We start from the raw sequence: 24,341 nt of genomic DNA on the forward strand, positions 1-24,341 counted from the left end.
TGCTGTCTCGACGCGTGCAGCTACAAAATATCTCCCCGCCGAGCCAAACTGTTTCGGCTTTGCCTTACAAGCCTTTAGGAGTGGCCAAATTTTCGAGCGGGGCTGTCAGGCGGCAAACGAGACCGGTCGAATCATAGGAAACGTCGACGGATCCACCAAAATCGTCTTCCAGAACCCGGGAAATGAGCCGTGACCCAAAACCGACCCGGGAAGGCTCCGATGCAATTGGTCCGCCAAGTTCCTGCCAGACGAAAATGAATCTTGTCCCTCCGTCCTGATCCTCCGCCGTCCAGGCAATCGACACGTGGCCGTTTGCCACGCTCAGGGCGCCGTACTTCAAAGCGTTCGTCGCCAGCTCGTGGATCGCAAGAGACAGACCGAGAGCCTGTCGAGACTTGACGACAAGCGGGGGGCCCGAAACCGTAAAGCGGCCTTCGCCTGTCCGATAAGGGATGAGGGCAGTGTCGATCACATCCAGAAGGGGCGCGGCAGCCCAATTTGCGGCGGTCAACAGGTCATGGGCGCGCCCGAACGCGCCAAGTCGCGCCTGGTACTTTCCAAGATCGGCTTTGCTGGATGGTTCGCGAAATGTCTGGGCGGCCACCGCGCTCAGAACGGCAAGCGTGTTCTTGACGCGGTGCTTCAGCTCCTCATTGATGAGGCCCAGCGCTTCTCTTGCCATATGCTCGGACGTGACATCCCGGCAGACCACAAGCACGCCGCCCACCTCGCCTTCGAGATCGATCGGACCAAAGCTGTACGTCCACCAAACGTCTTCGCGGCGACCGTGACGGGTCACCGGCACAAGCTGATCCTCATGCCAGGTCGCTCCCTTGCCGGACATGACGTACTCGATCTGCGGACCAATGATGTTCCAGATCTCAGCCCAGCACTCGCGGCCGCGCGCCCCCAGCGCGCTTGGATGGCGTTCGGGTCCCATCGTCTCGCGATATGCGTCGTTGTAGAATTGAATGAGGTCAGGCCCCCACCAGATGAACATCGGGTGCCGCGAGGTCAGAACGAGCCGTACCGTCACGCGAAGACTTTGGGGCCAAATTTCCGGAGAGCCCAGAGGAGTGCTGGACCAGTCGAACGCTCGCGTCAACGCGCCCAACTCACCTCCGCCGGCCAAGAAGTCGCTGCCAATATCCCTGCCCATACGCACAACCCTACCGAGACGGCACTCGATCCTCCCGCTGCCGGCGTTTCGTAGCATACAATCTCCGATGCGTGCCGTCATCCGCCTCGATCGCACCGCCTGGACGACGTCCGTCTCGAATTTGCCGACGCACTGTCGGAAAGCTGCCGCGGCCGTTCCAAAACTGCCAGTCACTAGATTCGTGTTCGTTCAAGGCAGAGGACGACGTTCGTCGTTTCAAGAGCGGACGTCTAACTCAGACTGAATCTGATCCCGGCTTTCGTAAGCCCGCCGGAAATGCCGACCGGCGTGCCATCTGCACGCCAGCAGGCGGCGCCGGTCATGGTGCCGTCGTCGTGGAAGGCGATACCGTTCATGCCGCCTGCGACAGTCGCGACCGGCTGGACCTTGTGGCCGAGCGCTGCGAGTTTTGCGCGCACGGCTTCCGGCACGGCCTGCTCGACCTCGAGCGCATTGCCTTCGGTCCAGACGCGCGGCGCCTCGACCGCTTCCTGCAGGCTCATGCCGTGGTCGATCAGATTGACCAGCGCCTGCATGGCGCTCGGAAAGATGCGCTTTCCCCCGGGCAGGCCCAACGCATAGCGCAGCTTGCCATCGCGCAAAGCCATCATCGGTGACATCGAGGTCGTCACGCGCTTGCCCGGCGCCAGCGACAGCGCGTGGCCCGGCCGCGGATCGAACAGGTTCATGTAATTGTTGGCGATGGCCCCGAGACCGGGGATCATGATCTTGGCGCCGAACAGATTGTTGATGGTCTGCGTGGTCGCGACCACGTTGCCAAAACTGTCTGCCGCAGTCATGTGCGTGGTGTGCGCGCTTTCGAGCTGCGTGACGCCGGCGCCCCAGGCTTGCGCACGCGCAGGGTCGATCGCGCGGCGGCGCTCCTCGGCATAGGCCTTCGAGGTCAGCTTCTCCACGGGCACGCCGACATAATCAGGATCGCCGCTCGCCGCGGCGCGATCGGCGAAAGCGATCTTCAGGACCTCGGCGAGGTAATGAATCGTCTCCGACGTGCCGAAGCCGAGGCCGCCGATGTCGTAACCCTCCAGAATGTTCAGCATCTGCGCGATGTGCACGCCGGAGGCCGCAGGCGGCGGCGGGCCAAAAATGCTCCAGCCGCGATAGTCGGCGCGGATCGGCTGACGCTCGACCGTCTTGTAGCTCGTCAGATCATTGCGGCGGATGAAGCCGCCGGCTTTCTCCATGTAGTCGACGAGGATGTCGCCGAGCGGCCCTTCGTAAAGAGCCTGCTCGCCGTGGTCGGCGATATAGCGGAGCGTCTCGGCATATTCCGCTTGCACCACACGTGCGCCGACCTTGAGCGGCTCGCCGTCGGGCAAATAGATCGCCGCGATCGGTTTGTCCCTGCGCATCACGGCGGCGCTCTCGCTGATGCATTCGTGCAAATACGGCGTCGCCGCATAGCCACGCGCGGCGTGCTTGATCGCCGGCTGCATGACGTCGGCGAGCGACATGGTGCCGAACCTTTGCAGCGTCTCGCACCAGGCTTTCAGCGAGCCCGGCGTGGCGACCGCCTTCGGCCCGTTGAGGTTCTCGTTGCCGACGGTGTCGAAGACGTCGTGGGCCGAGCCCGGCTTCGAAATGTAGGTGGTGTCGCGCACCGAGGCGGGCACCGTGCTCTGGCCGTCGATGATGCGGTGGCTGCCGTCCGCGAGGCGGATATGCGCCATGCCGCCGCCGATGATGCCGACCATCATCGGCTCGACCACCGTCAGCGTGAACAGGGTGGCGATCGCCGCATCGATCGCGTTGCCGCCGGCCGCCAGCATCTCGGCGCCGGCGCTGGACGCCAGCGGGTGGTTGCTCACGACCATGCCGCGGCTCGAGACCGCCGGCATCTTCTGGCATTCAAAACCCGTTGCCGTCCGGTCGCGCCAATTTCCGCCCATGCCTGATGTCCTTCTTGTTCACGATGGCGAGCACATCACACGCAGGATTACGGGTCCAGTAATGGTACGGATTAGCTGGCATTCCTGATTCTGCCATCATCGTTACTGTTGATTCGGACATCCGCGGTCCCCTTTGGATCGGGCAGGGCACGTCCTGAGCGAGAAGAGCTCAGCATCGAAATGCGATGCACGTTCGCGTGGCGTTATCCCGAGACCCAAGCACTCCAAAGGATTCAACTCTCCATGCACACGATCGTACTGGCCACCCAAAAGGGTGGTAGTGGGAAGAGCACGCTCGCCATCGGCCTCGCGCTGGCTGCCAAGCAGGCCGGCTTCACCGTTCGCCTGATCGAGACCGATCCGCAGGGCACCCTGTCCAACTGGGCCCGCCGCCGCAACAATGATGACGTGGTCGTCGAGCCGATCTATCACGCCGCCGATTTCGCGCCGCGGCTGAACATGCTCGCCGAGAGCGGTCTCCAGCTCTCGATCGTCGACACCGCAGCGGGCCTGTCCGCCGCGACAACGGCCGCGATCCGCCATTCCGACCTCTGCCTGATCCCAGCTCGCCCGAGCGTCGCCGACATCGAGGCGACCGTCTCCACTGTCAGCGTCGCGCGGGCCTGGAAGCGTCCCTACAGCTTCGTGCTGAACCAGACGCCGATCCGCGGCCAGCGCATCGACAATGCGGCCAATACGCTCGCCGAGGAAGCCGCGCTGGATCTCGCTGACGTGCTCGCGCGCCCGCTGATCGTGATGCGCAATGACCACCAGGACTCGCTCGCATCGGGCCTCGCGGTCAGCGAGTTCGCGCCGAACGGCAAGTCGACCGAGGAGGTCCGCGGCCTCTGGCGCTGGATCGAAACCCGTCTCGAGCTCGAAGCCACCACCAATGTCCTGATCGACCAGGTCATCTCTGCGGCCAACGGTGTGCTGCATATCGCCGCCGAGCAAACGGCGGACGAGACGACGACACTGGCGTCCTGAGCGGGGCGATCGCTCAGACGACAGCCGGCCCTCCACCATCCGGAAGGGCCCCAGCGACGAAGCAATCCGGCCACCAGCCCGGCCGGATTGCTTCGCTTCGCGCTTTTCGACGATGGCGAACGCACCCTCGAACCAAAATGTCGAAAACAACCCCATGCACAGTAGACCGGCGTCGAGCTGAGTTCTGCGACGACAGCACTCTATCCTCCGCAATGACGGGGTGGGGCCGCCGTCTTCGCCGAGACTCACGACCTGTCGGCGGCAGGCCCGATCTTTATTTCTGACATTTCGGACACCAGAACGTCGACCGCCCGTTCTGGGTGAAGCGCTTCACGGTGGCGCCGCAGCGCGGGGTCGTGCATTTTTCGCCTTCGCGGTCGTAGACCTTGAAGGAATGCTGGAAATAGCCAAGCTCGCCCGAGGTCTGGCGATGGTCGCGCAATGACGAGCCGCCGGCCTTGATGGCGTCGTTCAGCACGGTGTGGATGGCGCCGACCAACCGCTTGGCGTGGTCCGTAGCTTCGCCCTTTTTGGTCGACAGGGTCGCGGCGATCCGGCGCGGCGACAGATGCGAGCGGTGCAGGGCTTCGCAGACGTAGATGTTGCCGAGCCCCGCGACCACGCGCTGGTCGAGCAGCGCCGCTTTCAGGCTCGTGGCCTTGTCCCGGCAGGCGTGCGCCAGCATCGCGGCGTCGAACTCGTTGCCGAGCGGCTCGGGGCCGAGATCGCGCAGCAGTGGCTCGTCTTCAAGGGCGTTGCGCGCGATCACTTTCATGTAACCGAAGCGGCGGGGGTCGTTGAAGACGATGTCGGCGCCCGAGGACATCCGAAACAGCACGTGGTCGTGCGCGGAATCCTTCCCCTTGGGATAGTGAAACTCGCCGGGCGCGGCCTCGTTGTCCGGCTTGATGACGCGGAACGAGCCCGACATGCCCAGATGCATCAGCAGCACGTCGCCGGAGCCGAGATCGGCCATGAGATATTTTGCACGGCGGCCAAGTCCCGTGACGATCTGTCCCTGCAGCCGGGCCACGAAATCGGGCTGGAACGGAAAGCGCAAATCGGGCCTGCGGGCCTCCGCAACGACGATTTTCGCACCCTCCATGACGGGCTGAAGGCCGCGGCGGACGGTCTCGACTTCGGGCAATTCAGGCATGGTCAGGCATTCACCTTATGAGGGCGGTGTGATAGCGCCATTGCGGCGGGCGGGCTATGGTCCGCCCAGTGGAGTAGAGTAATGGATCGGCCGGGCGAAACCACGCATTTTGGCTTCAAAGACGTTCCCCTCGGGGACAAACAGACGCTGGTGAACGATGTGTTTCACAGCGTGGCGTCGCGCTATGACCTGATGAACGATTTGATGTCCGGTGGCCTGCACCGGGTCTGGAAGGACATCATGATCAACACGCTCGACCCGCCCCGTGGCGACCGGCCGTTTGCATTGCTCGACGTTGCCGGGGGTACCGGCGACATCTCGTTCCGGGCCGCCAAGGCGGCGGGCCCCGGCTTCCATGCCACGGTCTGCGACATCAATTCCGACATGCTCGCCGTGGGCCGCGAGCGCGCCGCCAAGCGCCATCTCGAGACCCAGGTCGATTTCGTCGAGGGCAATGCCGAAGCGCTCGCCTTCGCCGACCGCAGCTTTGACGCATATACGATCGCTTTCGGCATTCGCAACGTACCGCAAATCGACAAGGCGCTGCGTGAAGCCTATCGCGTGCTGAAGCCCGGCAGCCGCTTCCTGTGCCTGGAATTCTCCACCGTCGAGATGCCCGGCCTCGACAAGCTTTATGATCTGTTCTCGTTCAAGGTGATCCCGCCGCTCGGCCGCATGGTCACGGGCGACGCCGAATCCTATCAATATCTCGTCGAATCGATCCGTAAGTTTCCGAAGCCCAACGCCTTCGCCGACATGATCCGCGAGGCCGGCTTCTCCCGCGTGAGCTGGCAGACCCTGACCGGCGGCATCGTCGCACTGCATTCGGGCTGGCGTTTGTGATCTCTGCCATCACCCACGTTTCGCGCCTGATCCGCGCCGCCTTCGTGTTTGCGCGCGAGGGCGTTTTCGGCGCCGTTGACCCGAACCTGGTGCCACCGCCCGGACAACTCGCCCTGAAGATGGCGCGCCTGGTCGAACGCCGCGGCGCCAAGCAGGGACCACGCATCTCGCACGCGCTGACGCGGATGGGCCCGGCCTATCTCAAGCTCGGCCAATTCCTGGCGACGCGCCCTGACGTCGTCGGCTTCAATATGGCGCGCGACCTCGAGAGCCTGCAGGATCGCTTGCCGCCGTTTTCGCAAGCCGAAGCCGAGTCCGCGATCGCGACGTCGCTGGAACGGCCGCTGAAGGATATTTTCGTCACGTTCGGTCCGCCCGTGGCGGCCGCCTCGATCGCGCAGGTGCATCGCGGCGAGGTGATGCGCGACGGCATCCGCAGGTCTGTTGCCGTCAAGGTGCTCAGGCCAAACGTGGCATCGCGCTTCCGCCGCGACCTCTCCGATTTCTTCTTCGTCGCACATAAGGCCGAGACCTATTCGGCCGAGGCGCGACGTTTGCGCCTCGTCGAAGTCATCAACACCATGTCGCGCTCGGTCGCGATGGAGATGGATCTGCGGTTGGAGGCCGCCGCGCTGTCGGAGATGGCGGAGAACACGCAGGACGATCCTGATTTCCGTGTCCCCGATGTCGACTGGGACCGCACCACACACAACGTGTTGACGATGGAGTGGATCGACGGCATCGCGCTGAACGATCACAAGCGTCTCGCAGAAGCGCAGGTCGACCTGCCCGATCTCGGCCGCAAGGTGATCCAGAGCTTCCTGCGTCACGCGCTGCGCGACGGCTTCTTCCACGCCGACATGCATCCGGGCAATCTGTTCCTCGATGACGCCGGCCGCCTCGTCGCGGTCGATTTCGGCATCATGGGCCGGCTCGGCATGAAGGAGCGGCGCTTCCTCGCCGAAATCCTGCTCGGCTTCATCACCCGCAATTATCGCCGCGTCGCCGAGGTACATTTCGAGGCGGGCTACGTGCCCTCGCATCACTCGGTCGAGAACTTTGCGCAGGCGATCCGCGCCATCGGCGAGCCCATTCACAACCGCACCGCCGAGGAAATCTCGATGGCGCGGCTGTTGACGCTGCTGCTCGAGGTCACCGGCCTGTTCGACATGACGACGCGGCCGGAGCTGATCCTGCTGCAGAAGACCATGGTGGTGGTCGAAGGCGTGGCCCGCGGCTTCGATCCCAAGCTCGATATCTGGAAGGTCGCCGACCCCGTGGTGCGCGAATGGATCGAGCGCAATCTCGGCCCGATCGGCCGGGTGCAGGGCGCGCTCGCCGGCGGCGGCGCCCTCGCCAAGGTGCTGATGCGCCTGCCCGACATCGCCCAGCGCTCGGTCGCCGTGCTCGAGCAACTCGAGACCATGACGCGCGAGGGCATCCGGCTGTCGCCGGAGAGCATCGCCGCCATGGGTCGCAGTGAGGGCCGCAAGAACCGCTGGCGCACCGTGGCGGTCTGGATCATCGCCGTGACCTTCATCGGCATCCTGATTGCCGTCCGGAATCTTTGACGGCCTGAAGGATTGATTGCATTGCAATCAGCTGAGTGATAGCATCGCTATCATTCCGTGCTGGAGGGCGTCATGGCAAGCCTGACCATCCGTAAGCTCGACGACGCCGTCAAAACCTATTTGCGGCTGCGCTCGGCCAAGAACCGCAGGTCGGTCGAGGAAGAGGTCCGGGTCATCCTCAGGGAGCTGATCGAGGGCCGCGAGGAGCCGCTGACGCCGTTTTCAGCGCCGCCCGAGGCAGCACCTGCGCCCCTGCGCACCGGCGCCGTCCCTGAGGCCAGCGTCACCCTGATCATCGGAGGCGGCATCGCGGCCTTCAAGTCACTCGACCTGATCCGCAGGCTGAAAGAGCGGCGCATCGAGGTTCGCTGCGTGCTGACCAAGGCCGCCGAGCAATTCGTCACGCCGCTCTCGGTCAGCGCCCTCTCCCATGAGCGCGTCTACACCGATTTGTTCGATCCCCAGAGCGAGTTCGACGCCGGCCATATCCGCCTCGCGCGCGACTGCGACCTGATCGTCGTGGCGCCTGCCACCGCTGACCTGATGGCGAAGATGGCAAATGGTCATGCCGACGATCTCGCCAGCGCCATTCTGCTCGCGACCTCCAGAAAGATCCTGCTGGCGCCGGCGATGAATCCGCTGATGTGGAACAATGCGGCGACCCGCCGCAACGTCGCACAGCTGCAGCGCGACGGCATCCTGATGATCGGCCCCAATTCAGGCGAGATGGCAGAAGCGGGCGAAGCCGGCATCGGCCGCATGTCGGAGGCGATCGAGATCGCCAATGCCGCCGAGAAACTGCTGCGGCCGCCGCTGCCGCGGCCGCTCGCCGGCAAGCGCGTGCTGATCACGGCGGGTCCCACCCACGAGCCGATCGATCCGGTGCGCTATATCGCCAACCGCTCCTCCGGCAAGCAGGGTTTTGCGATTGCCGCCGCCGCGCAGGCCGCGGGCGCCGAGGTGATTCTCGTGAGCGGCCCTGTCGATCTCGACGATCCTGCCGGCGTCACCGTCAAGCATGTCGAATCAGCGCGGCAGATGCTGGAGCAGGTGCAATCTGCGCTTCCCGCCGACATCGCGATCTTCGCCGCCGCCGTCGCCGACTGGCGCGTTGCCAATGAAGGCGAGCAGAAGCTAAAGAAGACGTCGGCCGGCATGCCGCCGCTGCAGCTGGTCGAAAACCCCGATATCCTCGCCACGATCTCAAAACTCGCCGACAAGCGCCCGCCGCTGGTGATCGGCTTCGCCGCCGAGACCGAGCACCTCATCGACAACGCGAAATCAAAACTCGCCCGCAAGGGCTGCGACTGGATCGTCGCCAACGATGTCTCGCCCGCATCAGGCGTGATGGGCGGCGACCGCAACACGGTGCACCTCATCAGCAAGAATGCTGAGAACAACGCCGAGATCACGGTTGATTCCTGGCCTGTCATGACCAAGGAACAGGTCGCCATCGAACTGGTCGCGCATATCGTGAAGAACGTAGCCGACAAAATCCCGGAGCCGGCATCTTGAGCAACCAAGTCACGGTCGAACTACAGCAACTCGCCCACGCCGAGGGCCTGCCGCTGCCGGCCTACCAGAGCGCGGACGCCGCCGGCCTCGATCTGATGGCGGCGGTTGCAGACAGCGAGCCGATGACGCTTGCGCCGGGCGGCTACGCGCTGGTGCCGACCGGGCTTGCGATCGCCTTGCCATCGGGCTTCGAAGCCCAGGTGCGGCCGCGCTCGGGCCTCGCGGCCAAGCACGGCGTCACCGTGTTGAATTCGCCCGGCACCATCGACGCCGACTATCGCGGCCAGATCAAGGTGATCCTGATCAACCACGGACAAGCACCGTTCGTGATCAAGCGCGGCGAGCGCATCGCGCAGCTGGTGATCGCGCCCGTGGTGCAGGCTGCGCTGGTTCCGGTGGCGACGCTGTCGTCGACCGACCGCGGCACCGGTGGCTTCGGGTCGACCGGGCGCTAACTCCCTCCTCTCGTCCTCAGAAACCAGGTCCTCACGGACTCGCGAATGCGCGCCGATTGACTCTACCTACTAATAGGTAGATAAGCTTGGCACCCGTGAACCAGAGGAGAGGCGAGTGACCACCGAACTTTATTGGCTGACATTGACCGCACTCATGACGGCACTGTTCTGGCTGCCCTACGTTCTCAGTCGTATCGTCGCCATCGGTCTCGGCGGAGCGCTTGCGGGAGGCGTCCCTGACAGCGGCAAGCTTGCGGACTGGGCTCAACGCGCCATTCGCGCACATGGCAACGCCATCGAGAACCTGGCCATCTTCGCGCCGATCGTGCTGACCGCGCACGTGCTCGGCATTTCGAGCGCAGCAACCAAGGCCGCCGTCGTCGTCTATTTCTTCGCCCGGCTCGCGCATTACGTGGTCTATGCCGCCGGCATTCCAGCCGCGCGCACGTTGACGTTCACCGCGGGCTGGCTTGCGCAGATTGCGATCATCGCCAGCATCCTGCGCTGGATCTGAACGATGTCGGACGTCAAGCGACGCACATTGCTCGTCACGGGCATGGCCGAAGGCCTCGGCGCCGAGATCGCCACGACCTTCGCGCAACAAGGCTACGACGTGCTCGGCCTGTCACGAACCGGCCGCGGCTCCGAGCAGATCGGCGCTGAGGTCGCGCGGTCCGGCGGCAGCTACACGCATTTGGCCTGCGATCTGACCCGGGCGAGCGACGTTCAACGCGCGCTTGCGCCCATTGCCGGACGCATCGACGTGCTCATTCACAACGCACAGGTTCTGATGATCCGGCCATTCGGCGAAATTTCACCTGAGGCCTTCGAGGAGGTCTGGCGCGTTGCCTGCTTCGGTGCGATGCTGTCCGCGCAAGCCGTGCTTCCGCACATGGCCGCGCGTCGGAGCGGCACTGTGATCTTCTCGGGCGCGACGGCAGGCCTGCGCGGCGGCAGCAACTTCTCCGCTTTCGCGTCGGCCAAATTCGCGCTCCGCGGACTTGCCCAGGCGCTTGCCCGCGAATTCAGCCCGACAGGCGTTCATGTCGCCCATGTCGTGATCGACGGGTTGATCGACGCGCCCAAGACCGATCAACGCTTCGGACCGGCGAAGGCCGGCGGGATGGATTCGAAAGCGATCGCGCAGGCCTACTTCCAGCTCGCGGCGCAGCCGCCATCGGCCTGGACCCAGGAGATGGACCTGCGCCCCTTCACGGAGAAATTCTAGCAGGAGAGTCTCATGGCGAATGATCGCATCAATGCCGACTTCACCCAGCGCGTCGTCATCGCGACCGAAACGATGCCCTGGATTCCTTCCCCACAGGCGGGTGTCGAGCGCCGCATGCTCGACCGGATCGGTGGGGAAGTTGCGCGCGCCACCTCGCTCGTTCGCTACGCCGCGGCGAGTTCGTTTCCTGCACATGAGCATACGCTCGGCGAGGAGTTTCTGGTGCTGAACGGCGTGTTTTCCGATGAGCATGGCGACTATCCGGCCGGAACCTATATCCGCAATCCGCCGCTCAGCCGTCACACGCCGCGGACCGCGCCGGGTTGCACGATCCTCGTCAAACTCCGACAGATGGAGCCGGGCGAGAAGGACCGGCTCATCGTCGACACCGCGCGGGCGACGTGGCGGGATGGCGGCCAGGCAGGCCTGGCAACGCTCCCGCTCTGCGCTATCCCCGGCAGGGAAACGGTGGCGCTGGAGCGCCTGCAGCCGGGTACGACGCTGGAAGAGGTGGACTGCCCGGCCGGCGAGGAGATATTCATCCTGGCGGGCGACCTGCATGACGCCTACGGCCAATACGGCGAGGGGACCTGGATCAGGAATCCACCCATGTTCCGGCGCGCGCTTGGCTCAACCGGCGGCGCGACGTATTGGGTCAAACGAGGTCATCTCCCGCCGATGCCATCATGATGGGGACTGCATGACGACGACGGCGCCGAAGCCGAGATCAGAGACCGCCGAACAGATCCTCGATCTTGCCGAGACGCTGATCCAGACACGCGGCTACAGCGCCTTCAGTTACCAGGACATCGCCGACAGCCTCGGTATCCGCAAGGCGAGCATCCATTATCATTTCCCATCGAAGACCGATCTCGGGGTGGCCGTCGTCGACCGCTACGTGACGCGCTTCGGCGATGCACTGGCAGCGATCGGCGCCGATCAGGCACGATCATCGATGGCAATGCTGGAGTTTTATCTCGAGCCCTATATCGGCTTCGCCAAGACGCCCGACCGAATCTGCCTGTGCGGAGCATTGGCCGGCGAAATCCTGGCGCTACCGCCGCCGCTGCGCTCTCGCGTCGATGGCTTCTTCCAGAGCCATCAGGACTGGCTGACCGACATTCTCAAGCGTGGAACCCGCGGCGGCGAATTTACCCTGGCCGCGCCACCGGCCAAGATGGCGCGCTTCGTCTTCAGCGCCCTGCAGGGCGCGCTGTTGGTGAAACGCACCACCGGCGACGCCGCGCAGCTGCGTGACGTCATCACTGTGATGAAACTCGAACTCACCGCCGGTTCCTAACCTGGCGAATCCGCGAGATTACGGGCTCATTTGGCACCGGACCGAGTTCGGTGGCTGCTTTTTTCCCCAGTGGGATTCCCGTTCACGGTCTGGACTCTTACCGGTGGAGTCGCGGTGGGGGTATTGTCGTTTGATTCGCGCGCGACGGGGGTCGCCGCGAGGTCAATTCGTGCGGTCTTGGGGCAACTATGTCAGGCGTGATCGTGTCGATGCGTCGGACGCTGCTGTCGTGCACTTCGTTGGCGCGCAACAGCCTGCTAGGAGGCGCTCTCGCAGCGCTGTTGCCGGCTGAGCCGGCCAAGGCCGCCGACCTCGTCGACACACTTTCGATATTGCTGGATTTCAACCGGCAGGAACTCGCGGTGCTCGCCACCGCGCTGGCTTTGCTCGGGTTCACGGTCGTGGCCGCGATCCTTTTGATGCGAACCCGCGTGCGCACGGCAAAGAACGAGGCGACGCTGCTCGGGCGGATCAGGGAACTCCAGCTGCAGACCGACCGCTTCGGCGCACTGCTGTTTGCCGAGCCGCAGGTGCTGATCTCCTGGCCGGCCGGCGATGATCGCGCGCAGATCTCGGGCGACATCTCCATGGTGCTGCCCCGCGATTCCTCGCCGCAACGCGTGCTCGCCTTCGGAACCTGGCTGCCGCCGGAACCGGCGCTGCAGATGGATCACGCCGTCGACGCTCTGCGCGAACGCGGCGATGGCTTCCAGCTGACGCTGACCACCGCCAACGGCCACACGCTGGAAGCCATCGGCCGCGCCATCGGCGGCCAAGCTATTGTCCGGATTCGCGAACTCTCCGGCCTGCGGCGCGATCTCGCCGAAACCAATCTGCGCTACAAGGCGCTGTCCGACGAGACCGAGATGCTGCGCGGCTTCGCCGCAGCCAGCCCATGGCCGATCTGGGCCAAGGGCGAGAACGGCGCGCTGACCTTCGCCAATCCGGCCTATGTGCGCGCGACCGAGGCCACGAGCATCGTGGACGCCCAGGAGCGTAAGCTCGAGCTGCTCGACAGCGCCGACCGCACCGCCATGGAGCGCGGCCTGAAGGACACCGCTCACTTCACCTCGCGGCTGCCGATCGTGATCGGCGGCGAGCGGCGCATGTACGACGTGCGCTCCCTCAATGTCGGCCATGGCAGTGTCGGCGTCGCGATCGACGCCTCCGAAGCGGATGCCCTCAGCGCCGCGCTGGTGCGGATGGCGGAGGCGCATCGCCGCACGCTCGACCAGCTCTCATCAGGCGTTGCCGTGTTCGACGGCCAGCGGCGCCTTGCCTTCTACAACGATTCCTACCGGCGGCTGTGGGACCTCGACCGCAATTTCCTCGACGCCAATCCTGATGATTCCAGCGTGCTCGACCGGCTTCGTGCCGCGCGCAAACTGCCGGAGCAGCCGGACTTCCGCGCCTGGAAAGCCAAGCTGCACGAGGCCTATCGCGCGGTCGAGACCGCGAAAGATACCTGGTACCTGCCCGACGGCCGTGCGCTCTCCGTCGTCACCACGCCGAACCCCGAGGGCGGCGTCACCTATCTGTTCGACGACGTCACCGCGAGCCTCGAGCTCGCCCGCCGCTTCGACGGCATGATCCGGGTCCAGCGCGAGACGCTCGACAGCCTCGCCGAAGGTGTCGCCGTGTTCGGCAGCAACGGCAAGGCGCAGCTGTTCAATCCGGCTTTCTTGCGGATGTGGAAGCTCTCGAACGATTCCATGCGCGAGCAGCCGCATATCCAGACCGTCGAGGGCTGGTGCCACCAGCTGTTCGACGACCCCAACGTTTGGCGCCAGATCCGCGAGGCCATCACCTCGATCGAGAACCGCGCCGACGTGCCGCTGAAGCTGGAGCGCAAGGACGGCAGCGTGCTCGACGGCATGATCCGGCCGCTGCATGACGGCGCGACCATGCTGACCTTCCTCGACATCACCGACACGGAGAATGTCGAGCGCGCGCTGCGCGAGCGCAACGAGGCGCTGGAGGCCGCCGACCAGATGAAGGTGGATTTCGTCCACCACGTCTCCTACGAGCTGCGCTCGCCGCTCACCACCATCATCGGCTTCGCGCATTTCCTCAGCGATCCCTCGACCGGGCCGCTGACGCCGAAGCAGGCCGAATATCTCGACTACGTCACCAAATCGACCAACGCGCTGCTGGCGCTCACCAACAACATCCTCGATCTCGCCACCATCGATGCCGGCGCCATGAAGCTGGAGCTCGGCCCGGTCGATGTCAGCAAGACCATCGAGCTTGCCGCCGAAGGTATCCAGGACCGGCTCGCCACCGACCGCATCCGTCTCAAGGTCGAGATCGCGCCCGATGTCGGCAGCTTCATCGGCGACGAGAAGCGCGTGGTGCAGGTGCTCTATAACCTGCTCGCCAACGCCGTCGGCTTCTCGCCGCAGGATTCTACCGTCGGGATCAGCGCGCGCCGCACCGAGCACAGCGTGGTCTTCATTGTGACAGATTCCGGACCTGGAATACCCGCCGACATGAAGGACAAGGTGTTCAACTGGTTCGAAAGCCGCTCGCAGGGCTCGCGTCATCGCGGCGCCGGGCTCGGGCTGTCGCTGGTGCGCTCCTTCGTCGAACTGCATGGCGGCAAGGTGCAGGTGGATTCGGTCGTCGGCAAAGGCACGGTGGTGATCTGCGACTTCCCGACCGACCAGGCGGCGCATCGCGACGCCGCCGAATGAGCGAACCCACCAAACTCTCCGTCGCGCTTCACAACGAGACGGCCACCGCGCAACTGATGGCCGACCTCGCGTTGCTGGTCGGCCCCGGCGACACCATCACGCTGACGGGCGACCTCGGCGCCGGCAAGACCGCCGCGGCCCGCAGCCTGATCCGCTACCTCGCCGGCGACGACGAGCTGGAAGTGCCGAGCCCGACCTTCACGCTGGTGCAGGGTTACGAGCTCGCAGCCTTTGCCGTGCTGCATGCCGACCTCTACCGTGTCGAGGACGAGAGCGAGCTCGAAGAGATCGGGCTGTCGCCGCTCCCCGATGCGACGCTGGTGCTGATCGAATGGCCCGAGCGTGCACCGTCGGCGATGCCTGAAGACCGCATCGACATCGCGCTGACGCATCGGCCGGCGCTGGGCTCGACCGCGCGCGCCGCCGACATCACCGGTTACGGCAAGAGTGCGGCGACGGTCGAGCGGTTGAAGACGCTGCGCGAGTTCCTCGACAGATCAGGTTATCTCGACGCGACGCGCAAGCGGATGCCTGGCGATGCCTCGACCCGCTCCTACGCGCGCCTGATCCGCGACGATGGCGGCGTCATCCTCATGAATTCGCCGCAGCGCCCCGATGGCGCGGCGATCTACAATGGAAAATCCTACAGCACCGCGGTGCATCTTGCGGAGAACATCAAGCCGTTCGTCGCCATCGACGAAGGCCTGCGCGCGGCGGGAATCTCCGCGCCGAAAATCCACCATTGCGATCTCGATCACGGCTTTCTGATCTCGGAGGATTTCGGCCACGAAGGCGTGGTCGAAGGCAATCCGTCGCGGCCGATTCCGGAACGCTATGAAGCCGCGACCGACGTGCTGGCCGTCCTCCACGGCAAGACGCTGCCGCAGACGCTGCCGTTGGACGGGCAGACCTATACCATTCCCACCTGGGGCACCGACGCGCTGCTGATCGAGATCGGCCTGATGGTGGAATGGTATCTGCCCGATCGCAACGCGCCGCTCAGCGACGAAAAGCGCGCGGAATTCTTCGCGATGTGGCGCGAGCTGCTGAAGAAGCCGCTGGCCGCGCCGAAGACCTGGGTCATCCGCGACTACCACTCGCCGAATCTGATCTGGCTCGCGAACCGCGAAGGCATGGCGCGCGTCGGCGTGATCGACTTCCAGGACACCGTGCTCGGACCGCACGCCTATGACGTGGTGTCGCTGCTTCAGGACGCGCGCATCGACGTGCCTGAGAGCCTCGAGCTGACGCTGCTGTCGCGCTACATCAAGGCGCGCCGCAAGGACGATCCCAGCTTCGATGCGGCCGGCTTCGCCGAGCTCTATGCCATCATGTCGGCGCAGCGCAACACGCGCCTGCTCGGCACCTTCGCCCGGCTCAATCGCCGCGACGGCAAGCCGCATTATCTGCGCCACCAGCCGCGGATCTGGACCTATCTGCAGCGCTCGCTCGCGCATCCCGCACTGGAGCATTTGCGCGGCTGGTATCTCGCCAACGTGCCGCCGCCGCAATCCTGAGCTGGAACCGGTTTACCCGCTGTTAGCCATCGCACCGGTATCATCGCCCGCGGGCAGCCGGACAAAAACGGGTTGGAGCAAGGGCAGATGGCGGTCAAGACGGATCATCGCGGGAACGCCAGAGTTGTTTTCGAACGCGGGATTGCGGCCCAGATGATGGGCATTGACGGCACCTGGCGGCGCGAATGCAACATGGAGGACGTCTCCGAGAGCGGCGCCAAGCTGACCATCGACGGCTCGGTCGAAGGCCTGCATCTGAAGGAATTCTTTCTGCTGCTGTCGTCCACCGGACTCGCGTACCGGCGCTGCGAACTGGCCTGGGTGAATGGCGACCAAATCGGCGTCAATTTTCTCAAGCAAAGCGACAAGAAGAAAAAGGCGCGCTCCACAGCTGTCGGGGCATGAGCGCAACACACGTCGTACAACCGTCACGGCGGGTGGCTAAGGCCGTTGAGATGCGGTGCGGACGTGTCAGCTCCGTGCTAGGATTGCTGCAAACGCGAATTTGAGGTTCGAGAAAGCTTGGGTATGTCCGTCAAACCGACCAAAGCCATGGTGCTCGCCGCAGGATTCGGCCTGCGCATGCGTCCACTGACGGACAAGATGCCAAAGCCGATGGTGCCGGTGGCCGGCCAGCCGCTGCTCGACCACGTGCTCGACAAGCTCGGCCAAGCCGGCGTCACCGACGCGGTGGTCAACGTGCACTATCTGCCGGACCAGATCATCGCGCACACCGCAAACCGCCAGCATCCGCGCGTGACCATCTCGGACGAACGCGACCAGGTGCTCGGCACCGGCGGCGGCGTGGTCAAGGCGCTGCCGCTGCTCGGTGACGCCCCGTTCTTCCACGTCAATTCCGACACGCTCTGGATCGACGGGGTTCGCTCCAATCTGGCGCGGCTCGCGGAAAATTTCGATCCCGCAAGCATGGACATTCTGCTGCTGATGGCGCCGACCGCAACCAGCATCGGCTATAGCGGCCGCGGCGATTACGGCATGCTGCCCGACGGCGCCCTGCGCAAGCGCAAGGAAAAGGAGATCGTGCCGTTCGTCTACGCGGGCGCTGCGATCCTGTCGCCGAAGATCTTCGAAGGCGCGCCGCAGGGCGAATTCTCGCTGACCAAGATGTTCGACCGCGCCAATGAGCAGGAGCGCCTGTTCGGCCTGCGCCTCGACGGCGTCTGGATGCATGTCGGCACGCCCGATGCGGTGCACGCCGCGGAAGAGGCGTTTCTGGAGAGCGTGGCGTAGGGCCAGCGAACAGCGGGGACGATTCCAACCCGCCCCATGACCATTCGACCGCGCATGCCTATATTGCCCTGATCCCCGAATCAGGCAGCTCATGCGCGTATTCAGCGTTCCCCTCTCAGTTCCGTTCCTGCGCACGATCGTCGCAAGCCTACTCGACGGCCGGCTGGTCGAGGGATTCGAGGCGCGCAAGGAACCGGCGCGGCTGGCGGACGCCACGCTGTACTTGCCGACGCGCCGCGCCATGCGCGTCGTCCGCGAGATCTTTCTGGAAGAGATGAAGTCGGATGCGGTCGTGCTGCCGCGCATCGTCGCGCTCGGCGATATCGACGAGGACGAGCTCGCTTTCGCCGACGCGGGCGAGCAATTTTCCGGCGCGACGCCACTCGACATTCCGCCGCGGCTCGGCGAGCTGGAACGGCGGCTGACGCTGGCCCAGCTCGTGGCCGCCTGGTCGAAGCGTCCCGTCCTGTCACCACTGGTAGTCGGCGGCCCCGCCTCAACACTGGCGCTCGCCGGCGATCTGGCACGCCTGATCGACGACATGGTCACGCGCGGCGTGGACTGGAGCAAGCTCCGAGGCCTGGTGCCGGATCAGCTCGATCAATACTGGCAGCATTCACTCCAGTTCTTGAACATTGCCAGCGAGACCTGGCCCGCCCATCTCGCCGAGATCGTCAGGATCGAGCCCGCGGCGCGGCGCGATCTCTTGATCGCCGCGGAAGCAAAGCGGCTGACGGCGCATCCGCATGGCCCGGTGATTGCGGCCGGCTCGACCGGCTCGATGCCGGCCACCGCAAAGTTCCTGCATGCAGTCGCCTCGCTCCCACACGGCGCCGTGGTGCTGCCGGGCCTCGACACCGATCTCGACGACGATGCCTGGCGCAGCATCGGCGGCAGCAGGGACCTGCTGGGCATCACCGAGAATCCAACCTCGAACCATCCGCAATATGCGATGCACGCGCTGCTGGATCGGTTCGGCATCAAGCGCAGCGACGTCGAGATCCTCCAGCCGCCGGCGGACGGCGGCCGCGACCTGCTCGCATCCGAATCGATGCGACCGTCCGCCAAGACGGAAGTCTGGCATGACCGACTGAAGCAGCCTGATGTCGCCGCGAAGATAACAGGCGGCATGAACAATCTCGCCGTGGTCGAGGCGCCCAATCCGGAAATGGAAGCACTCGCCATTGCGATTGCGATGCGCGAGGCGCGGCATCTCGATAAATCGGCAGCACTGGTGACGCCCGATCGCGCGCTGGCGCGGCGGGTGATGGCGGCGTTGACGCGCTGGAATCTCGCCTACGATGATTCCGGCGGCGACGTGCTGATGGAAACCTCCGCCGGCGTGTTTGCGCGCCTTGCGGCAGAAGCCGCGACCAAGGGATTGGAGCCGCCGACGCTGCTGGCGATGCTGAAGCATCCGCTGTGCCGGCTCGGCCGCGCGAACGGCGCCTGGAAGGCGGCGATCGAGGACCTCGAGCTCGCCATCTTGCGCGGCACGCGCCCGCCGGCGGGCACAGGCGGTCTCTTGCGCGAGTTCACCCGCTTTCGCGAGGAGCTGGCAAAGCTCTGGCGCAAGGAGGTTTCCGCGTTGCACGCCGCCGAGCCGCGCGCCCGTCTTAGGGCGGAAGACCTCGATCGCATCCAGGCGTTGATCGACACGTTGCAGAAGGCGCTGGCGTCGATCGAGAGCCTGGCATCATCAAAACCGTTCGACTTCGCCGAGCTCGCGCACCGGCATCGCGAGATCATGATCGAGCTGTCGCGCGATGAGCAGGGCATCCCGCTCGCCTTCGAGGAGCGCGAGGGCCTCGCGCTCGGCGGCGCCTTCGACGATCTCCTACGCGGCGGCACCACCAGCGGATTGATGGTGACGCTGCCCGATTACGCCGACGTCTTCCAGACCGCGTTCAGCGACCGTGCGGTGCGCCGACGCGACAAGCCCGGCGCGCGCCTGCAGATCTACGGCCCGCTGGAATCGCGCTTGATGCAGGCTGACCGTGTCATCATCGGCGGCCTCATCGAAGGCGTCTGGCCGCCGGCGCCACGGATCGATCCCTGGCTGAGCCGGCCGATGCGGCACGAGCTCGGCCTCGACCTGCCGGAGCGACGCATCGGCCTCTCCGCGCACGATTTTGCGCAACTGCTTGGCGGCGACGAGGTGATTCTCACGCATTCCGCCAAAGCCGGCGGCGCACCTGCGGTGGCTTCGCGCTTTCTGCATCGGCTGGAGGCCGTCGCGGGCGACGCGCTCTGGAAGGCGGCTGTCCGCGCCGGCGAAAAATACGTGCAGTTCGCCGGCGCGCTGGACCACTCTGCCGAGGTCACGCCGGTCAAGCAGCCCGAGCCGCGGCCGCCGCGCGCGACGCGGCCGCTGAAAATGTCGGTGACCGCGATCGAGGACTGGCTGCGCGATCCCTACACGATCTACGCCAAATATATCCTGCGGCTCGATGCGCTCGATCCCGTTGACATGCCGCTGTCAGCCGCCGACCGTGGCTCGGCGATTCACGATGCCATCGGCGAGTTCACCGAGACCTTCGCAGTGCATCTGCCCGACGATCCCGCCCGCGTGTTGCGTGCGATCGGCGAGAAACATTTTGCGCCGCTGATGGAGCGACCCGAGGCGCGCGCGCTGTGGTGGCCGCGCTTCCAGCGCATTGCGCGCTGGTTCGGCGAATGGGAGACGGCGCGCCGCGATGCGATCGAGGCGATCACGGCGGAGACGCGCGGCGAGATCTCGATCCGGCTCGACAATGAGCGCAGCTTCCGCCTCTCCGCACGCGCCGACCGCATCGAGCGGCGCCAGGGTGGCGGCTATGCCATCCTCGACTACAAGACCGGCCAGCCGCCGACGGGAAAGCAGGTCCGCATGGGCCTGTCGCCGCAGCTCACGCTCGAAGCTGCGATCCTGCGCGAGGGCGGTTTCCCTGATATCGACGCCAGCGCGTCGGTGAGCCAGCTCGTCTATGTCCGCCTCAGCGGTAACAATCCGCCGGGCGAGGAGCGTATCCTCGAGCTCAAATACAAGCCGGGCGACGAGCCGCAGCCGCCCGACACGGCCGCCGCCGAGGCGCGCGCCAAACTGGAAGCGCTGATCCGTGCCTTCGACGATCCGAACCAGCCCTACACCTCGCTGAACCTGCCAATGTGGACCAACCGCTACGGCGCCTATGACGATCTCGCCCGGATCAAGGAATGGTCCGCGGCCGGCGGTTTGGGGATCGAGGAATGGTGAAGCTTCCGCGCCCCATCCCCGACGAAGTGCGCGCACGACAGGCGCGTGCGTCCGATCCGACCGCGTCGGCCTTCGTGTCGGCCAATGCCGGCTCGGGCAAGACGCATGTGCTGGTGCAGCGCGTGATCCGCCTGCTGCTGTCAGGCGTGCCGCCGGAAAAGATCCTCTGCATCACCTTCACCAAGGCCGCCGCCGCCAACATGGCCGAGCGCGTGTTCACGACGCTTGGCCATTGGGTGACGCTTGACGATGCCGGGCTCGACGTCGCGATCAAAGCGGTCGGCATCCCGCATCCCGACCGGAAACTGCGACGCGAGGCGCGAAAGCTGTTTGCTTGCGCGCTGGAGACGCCGGGCGGATTGAAGGTGCAGACCATCCACGCCCTCTGCACCCGCCTGCTCCAGCAATTCCCGTTCGAGGCCAACGTGCCGGCGCGCTTCGCTGTGATGGACGACCGCGACCAGACCGACATGATGGAGCGCGCCAATCTGAAGGTGTTTTTGGAGGCCGCGCGCGATCCGGAGAGCGCGACCGGCCGCGCGCTGCTGACGGCGATGGCCAGCGCCGCCGATGTCACCTTCAAGGAAGTGATCCGCGAGGCGTGCCTGAGCCGCGATCATTTCATGGCCTGGACCGATGCGGCCGGCAACGCCGGCGCGGCGGCTGATCAGATGGCGGCCGTGCTCGGCGTCGAGGCCAGCGATCGCATCGAGGACATCGAGACCGAGATCCTCGATGGCCCTTATCTGCCGCGGTCGCGCTGGGACGACATCGCCTTTGCGCTTGAGGACGGCACCTCTTCCGACAAGAGCCAGACGGGTCGCCTGCGCGAAGCCAAGGCATTTTCCGGCGCCGCGCAGGTCGACGCTTATCTCTGTGTGTTCCTCACCGACGAAAAGCTGCCGCGCAAGGCGGTGCTGACCAAGAAGTTCGGCGAGCACAATCCGTCCGTCGCGCGCCTGTTCGAGAACGAGGCGTTGCGCCTCAGCGGCCTGATCGAGAAGCGCCGCGCCGTCACCATGCGCGACCGCACTGCGGCCCTGCTGCATATCGCCACCGCTGCCGCAGCGAACTACCGCCGCGAGAAGCTGGAGCGTGGCCTGCTCGACTACGACGATCTGATCGACAAGACCCTGGCGATGCTCGACCGCATCTCCTCGGGCTGGGTGCACTACAAGCTCGACCGCGGCGTCGATCACGTGCTGATCGACGAGGCGCAGGACACCAGTCCGCGGCAATGGGACATCGTCGCGCACATCATCTCGGAATTCACCGCGGGCGAAGGCGCGCGCGAGGGGCTGAACCGGACGGTCTTCGCGGTCGGCGACGAGAAGCAGTCGATCTTCTCGTTCCAGGGCGCGGCCCCGCACGAGTTCGACGCGCGCCGGCGCGAGCTGCATCGCAAGTTCACCGCGGCGGGACTGAAATTCGATCCTGTGGCCTTCACCTATTCATTCCGCTCGGGCGCTACGATCCTGAACTCGGTCGACCACGTTTTCCGTGATCCCCAGATCTACAAGAGCATCCATTCCGTCGAGATCGGCCATCCCCTGCACAACGCGCTTGCCGACGCCGGCCCGAGCGTGATCGAGCTGTGGGATCTTGCCGAGGCCGACGACCGGCAGGAGATCGAGGGCTGGCGCGCGCCGTTCGACGGCGTCGCCGTCACCAGCCCCGAGGTGAAACTTGCCCGCCGCATCCAGACCGAGATCAAGCGGCTGGTCGAGAGCGGCACGCTGACGGGCCATGAGGGCGAGCGGCGCCCTTTGCGCTATGGCGACATGCTGATCCTGGTGCGTCGGCGCGGCAATGCGTTCGACGCGGTGATCCAGGCGCTGAAGCACGCTGGCGTCCCCGTCGCCGGCGCCGACCGGCTGAAACTGACCGAACACATCGCGATCATCGATCTGATGAACCTTGCGGATGCGCTGCTGCTGCCGCAGGACGACCTTGCGCTGGCGGTGGCGCTGAAGAGTCCACTGTTCGGGCTCGACGACGACGACCTGTTTCAATTGGCCCATGATCGCAAGGGATCGCTGCGCCGCGCGCTCGGCGAGCATGCCGCGGACAACGAGAAGTTCGCGACCGTGCTGCGGCGCCTGGAGGCCTGCGAGAGTCGCGCCCGCGAGGAGACGCCGTTTGCGTTCTACGCCTGGCTGCTCGGCGGCGACGGCGGCCGTGCGCGCATCCTGCGCCGGCTCGGCCATGAAGCGAATGACGCGCTGGACGAATTTTTGGAGCTGGCGCTGAATTACGAGCGCAAGGCGCCGGCCTCCCTGCAAGGCTTCATGGCCTGGCTGCGCTCGGCCGACACCGAGGTGAAGCGCGACATGGAGATCACCCGCGACGAAGTCCGGGTGATGACGGTGCACGGTGCCAAGGGCCTCGAGGCCTCCGTCGTGTTCATGGTCGACACCACGTCGTCGCCGGCGGACTCGCAGCGTGTCCGCCTGATCAACGTGCCGCGCGGCAATGGCGGCGAGGTGGTGGTGTGGGCCGGGCGCAAGGCCGACGATCCCAAGCCGGTCGCCGACGCGCGCAAGGCGATGCTGGAGGAGACCGAGGACGAATATCGCCGCCTGCTTTACGTCGCGATGACGCGCGCGGCCGACCGGCTGGTCGTCGGCGGCTGCATGCCCGGCAATATGCGGACGGTACGCAAGCTGAGCTGGTACGATCTGATCGATACCGGACTGTCAGGCTCGGGCCTTACGAAAGAGACGATCGAGACGCCGCTTGGCAAGGTGACCCGATTCGCCCGGCCGGAGGACGTTGCGGCGCTAGGCACACCGGCGGCATCTCTGGACCAGACCATCAGCCTGCCGGACTGGTTGCGCACCCCGGCGCCGCGCGAGATGATCGACGACGATCCGGTTCGCCCGTCCGGCCAGCCGGCCGAGGAGGGCCGCGCGGTCCGGTCAGGCGAATCGGTCCAGTCCCGCGCACTGGCGCTGCAGCGCGGCACACTGGTGCACCGGCTGCTGCAATCGCTGCCTGACATCGCCACAGAGCGCCGACGCGAGGCCGCGCTCGGCTTCATGGCCCGGAATGCCGCTGACTGGGCCGAGGCCGACCGCATCGTCTTGGTCGACAAGGTGCTGGCCCTGATCGCCGAACCGCGATTCGCTCCGCTCTTTGCGGCGGGCAGCCGGGCCGAGGCCGCCATCGTCGGCCGACTGGAGCGGCCGGGCCGTCCGCCGGCGCTGGTGTCGGGTCAGATCGACCGGCTGGTGGTGACGCCGTCAGAAGTTCTGATCGTCGATTTCAAGACCAACCAGACGGCGCCCAGGAGTGCCATTGATGCGCCCACCGCCTATGTCAGGCAGCTCGCGCTCTACCGGGCGGTGCTTTCCAGGCTTTATCCCCAAAAGCCCATCCGTGCCGTGCTGCTCTGGACCGAGGCCCTTGAATATATGGAGATTTCGGCCCCCGCGCTGGACGCGGCGCTGGCATCCCTTCATCTCGGTGTGAGCGTCCTTGACCCGGCAAGGGGCCGTTCATAGGTTGAAGCCATGATCCGC

The 24,341-nt window shown here is 65.5% G+C and carries 18 protein-coding genes; 15 read left to right on the forward strand and 3 right to left on the reverse strand.

The features are described from left to right. Positions 1-64: 64 nt before the first annotated feature. Both Q0687_RS02425 and ggt read right to left on the reverse strand, forming a co-directional pair. Complete coding sequence (locus Q0687_RS02425; RefSeq protein WP_298871776.1) at positions 65-1,000, reverse strand: PAS domain-containing sensor histidine kinase; 936 nt, start codon at positions 998-1,000, stop codon at positions 65-67. 389 nt (positions 1,001-1,389) lie between these two features. Next, entirely contained in the window at positions 1,390-3,069 is a 1,680-nt protein-coding gene (gene ggt / locus Q0687_RS02430; RefSeq protein WP_298871780.1) for a gamma-glutamyltransferase, read from the reverse strand. 243 nt (positions 3,070-3,312) lie between these two features. Here ggt and Q0687_RS02435 point away from each other — a divergent pair, with 243 nt between their 5' ends. Beyond that, complete coding sequence (locus Q0687_RS02435) at positions 3,313-4,056, forward strand: ParA family protein (RefSeq protein WP_298871782.1); 744 nt, start codon at positions 3,313-3,315, stop codon at positions 4,054-4,056. A gap of 274 nt (positions 4,057-4,330) precedes the next feature. On the opposite strand, the gene mutM is transcribed toward Q0687_RS02435, so the two are convergent. After that, on the reverse strand, positions 4,331-5,212 hold the full coding sequence (mutM, locus tag Q0687_RS02440) for a bifunctional DNA-formamidopyrimidine glycosylase/DNA-(apurinic or apyrimidinic site) lyase (protein WP_298871783.1): 882 nt from the start codon (positions 5,210-5,212) through the stop codon (positions 4,331-4,333). Between the two features lie 81 nt (positions 5,213-5,293). Between mutM and ubiE the strand changes: the two genes are divergently transcribed. The 14 genes from ubiE to addA all read left to right on the forward strand — a co-directional run bounded on the left by ubiE (position 5,294) and on the right by addA (position 24,323). Further along, the gene (gene ubiE / locus Q0687_RS02445; RefSeq protein ID WP_298871786.1) at positions 5,294-6,055 is read left to right on the forward strand and encodes a bifunctional demethylmenaquinone methyltransferase/2-methoxy-6-polyprenyl-1,4-benzoquinol methylase UbiE; all 762 of its coding nucleotides are present in this window, start codon (positions 5,294-5,296) and stop codon (positions 6,053-6,055) included. Beyond that, positions 6,052-7,626, forward strand: coding sequence for a 2-polyprenylphenol 6-hydroxylase (gene ubiB / locus Q0687_RS02450; RefSeq protein ID WP_298871788.1), 1,575 nt, complete (start codon positions 6,052-6,054; stop codon positions 7,624-7,626). The genes ubiE and ubiB overlap by 4 nt, the downstream gene beginning before the upstream one ends. Before the next feature lie 72 nt (positions 7,627-7,698). After that, on the forward strand, positions 7,699-9,141 hold the full coding sequence (gene coaBC / locus Q0687_RS02455; protein ID WP_298871789.1) for a bifunctional phosphopantothenoylcysteine decarboxylase/phosphopantothenate--cysteine ligase CoaBC: 1,443 nt from the start codon (positions 7,699-7,701) through the stop codon (positions 9,139-9,141). Then, positions 9,138-9,596 carry a dUTP diphosphatase gene (gene dut / locus Q0687_RS02460; protein WP_298871790.1) on the forward strand — a complete coding sequence of 153 codons (459 nt, stop codon included), beginning with the start codon at positions 9,138-9,140 and terminating at the stop codon, positions 9,594-9,596. The genes coaBC and dut overlap by 4 nt, the downstream gene beginning before the upstream one ends. A 115-nt stretch (positions 9,597-9,711) precedes the next feature. Beyond that, a complete protein-coding gene (locus tag Q0687_RS02465) occupies positions 9,712-10,110 on the forward strand; it encodes an MAPEG family protein (protein WP_298871791.1) in 399 nt (132 codons plus the stop codon). 3 nt (positions 10,111-10,113) lie between these two features. Continuing rightward, entirely contained in the window at positions 10,114-10,824 is a 711-nt protein-coding gene (locus tag Q0687_RS02470; protein ID WP_298871793.1) for an SDR family NAD(P)-dependent oxidoreductase, read from the forward strand. A gap of 12 nt (positions 10,825-10,836) precedes the next feature. After that, entirely contained in the window at positions 10,837-11,514 is a 678-nt protein-coding gene (locus Q0687_RS02475; protein ID WP_298871794.1) for a cupin domain-containing protein, read from the forward strand. A gap of 10 nt (positions 11,515-11,524) precedes the next feature. Beyond that, positions 11,525-12,124: a TetR/AcrR family transcriptional regulator gene (locus Q0687_RS02480; protein WP_298871797.1), complete on the forward strand. Its 600-nt coding sequence runs from the start codon at positions 11,525-11,527 to the stop codon at positions 12,122-12,124. 188 nt (positions 12,125-12,312) lie between these two features. Next, the gene (locus tag Q0687_RS02485; protein WP_298871799.1) at positions 12,313-14,817 is read left to right on the forward strand and encodes a PAS domain-containing sensor histidine kinase; all 2,505 of its coding nucleotides are present in this window, start codon (positions 12,313-12,315) and stop codon (positions 14,815-14,817) included. Continuing rightward, positions 14,814-16,334 carry a tRNA (adenosine(37)-N6)-threonylcarbamoyltransferase complex ATPase subunit type 1 TsaE gene (gene tsaE, locus Q0687_RS02490; protein ID WP_298871802.1) on the forward strand — a complete coding sequence of 507 codons (1,521 nt, stop codon included), beginning with the start codon at positions 14,814-14,816 and terminating at the stop codon, positions 16,332-16,334. The genes Q0687_RS02485 and tsaE overlap by 4 nt, the downstream gene beginning before the upstream one ends. Before the next feature lie 87 nt (positions 16,335-16,421). Next, complete coding sequence (locus Q0687_RS02495) at positions 16,422-16,739, forward strand: PilZ domain-containing protein (RefSeq protein WP_298871805.1); 318 nt, start codon at positions 16,422-16,424, stop codon at positions 16,737-16,739. A 123-nt stretch (positions 16,740-16,862) separates the two neighbouring features. Next, positions 16,863-17,585: a nucleotidyltransferase family protein gene (locus Q0687_RS02500; protein ID WP_298871808.1), complete on the forward strand. Its 723-nt coding sequence runs from the start codon at positions 16,863-16,865 to the stop codon at positions 17,583-17,585. A gap of 91 nt (positions 17,586-17,676) precedes the next feature. Further along, the gene (gene addB, locus Q0687_RS02505; RefSeq protein ID WP_298871810.1) at positions 17,677-20,820 is read left to right on the forward strand and encodes a double-strand break repair protein AddB; all 3,144 of its coding nucleotides are present in this window, start codon (positions 17,677-17,679) and stop codon (positions 20,818-20,820) included. After that, positions 20,814-24,323 (forward strand): double-strand break repair helicase AddA, encoded by a 3,510-nt coding sequence (gene addA, locus Q0687_RS02510; RefSeq protein ID WP_298871812.1) that lies wholly within the window; start codon positions 20,814-20,816, stop codon positions 24,321-24,323. Before addB ends, addA begins: the two co-directional genes overlap by 7 nt. Positions 24,324-24,341 lie beyond the last annotated feature (18 nt).

The sequence above is a fragment of the uncultured Bradyrhizobium sp. genome (genome assembly GCF_936928535.1).
GTDB lineage: Bacteria > Pseudomonadota > Alphaproteobacteria > Rhizobiales > Xanthobacteraceae > Bradyrhizobium.

Bases quoted from the DNA above. Each gene is read 5' to 3' on its own strand.
- Q0687_RS02425 (WP_298871776.1), bottom strand. From the start codon at position 1,000: ATGTTCATCTGGTGGGGGCCTGACCTCATTCAATTCTACAACGACGCA.
- ggt (WP_298871780.1), bottom strand. From the start codon at position 3,069: ATGGGCGGAAATTGGCGCGACCGGACGGCAACGGGTTTTGAATGCCAG.
- Q0687_RS02435 (WP_298871782.1), top strand. From the start codon at position 3,313: ATGCACACGATCGTACTGGCCACCCAAAAGGGTGGTAGTGGGAAGAGC.
- mutM (WP_298871783.1), bottom strand. From the start codon at position 5,212: ATGCCTGAATTGCCCGAAGTCGAGACCGTCCGCCGCGGCCTTCAGCCC.
- ubiE (WP_298871786.1), top strand. From the start codon at position 5,294: ATGGATCGGCCGGGCGAAACCACGCATTTTGGCTTCAAAGACGTTCCC.
- coaBC (WP_298871789.1), top strand. From the start codon at position 7,699: ATGGCAAGCCTGACCATCCGTAAGCTCGACGACGCCGTCAAAACCTAT.
- Q0687_RS02470 (WP_298871793.1), top strand. From the start codon at position 10,114: ATGTCGGACGTCAAGCGACGCACATTGCTCGTCACGGGCATGGCCGAA.
- Q0687_RS02475 (WP_298871794.1), top strand. From the start codon at position 10,837: ATGGCGAATGATCGCATCAATGCCGACTTCACCCAGCGCGTCGTCATC.
- Q0687_RS02480 (WP_298871797.1), top strand. From the start codon at position 11,525: ATGACGACGACGGCGCCGAAGCCGAGATCAGAGACCGCCGAACAGATC.
- Q0687_RS02485 (WP_298871799.1), top strand. From the start codon at position 12,313: ATGTCAGGCGTGATCGTGTCGATGCGTCGGACGCTGCTGTCGTGCACT.
- tsaE (WP_298871802.1), top strand. From the start codon at position 14,814: ATGAGCGAACCCACCAAACTCTCCGTCGCGCTTCACAACGAGACGGCC.
- Q0687_RS02495 (WP_298871805.1), top strand. From the start codon at position 16,422: ATGGCGGTCAAGACGGATCATCGCGGGAACGCCAGAGTTGTTTTCGAA.
- Q0687_RS02500 (WP_298871808.1), top strand. From the start codon at position 16,863: ATGTCCGTCAAACCGACCAAAGCCATGGTGCTCGCCGCAGGATTCGGC.
- addB (WP_298871810.1), top strand. From the start codon at position 17,677: ATGCGCGTATTCAGCGTTCCCCTCTCAGTTCCGTTCCTGCGCACGATC.
- addA (WP_298871812.1), top strand. From the start codon at position 20,814: ATGGTGAAGCTTCCGCGCCCCATCCCCGACGAAGTGCGCGCACGACAG.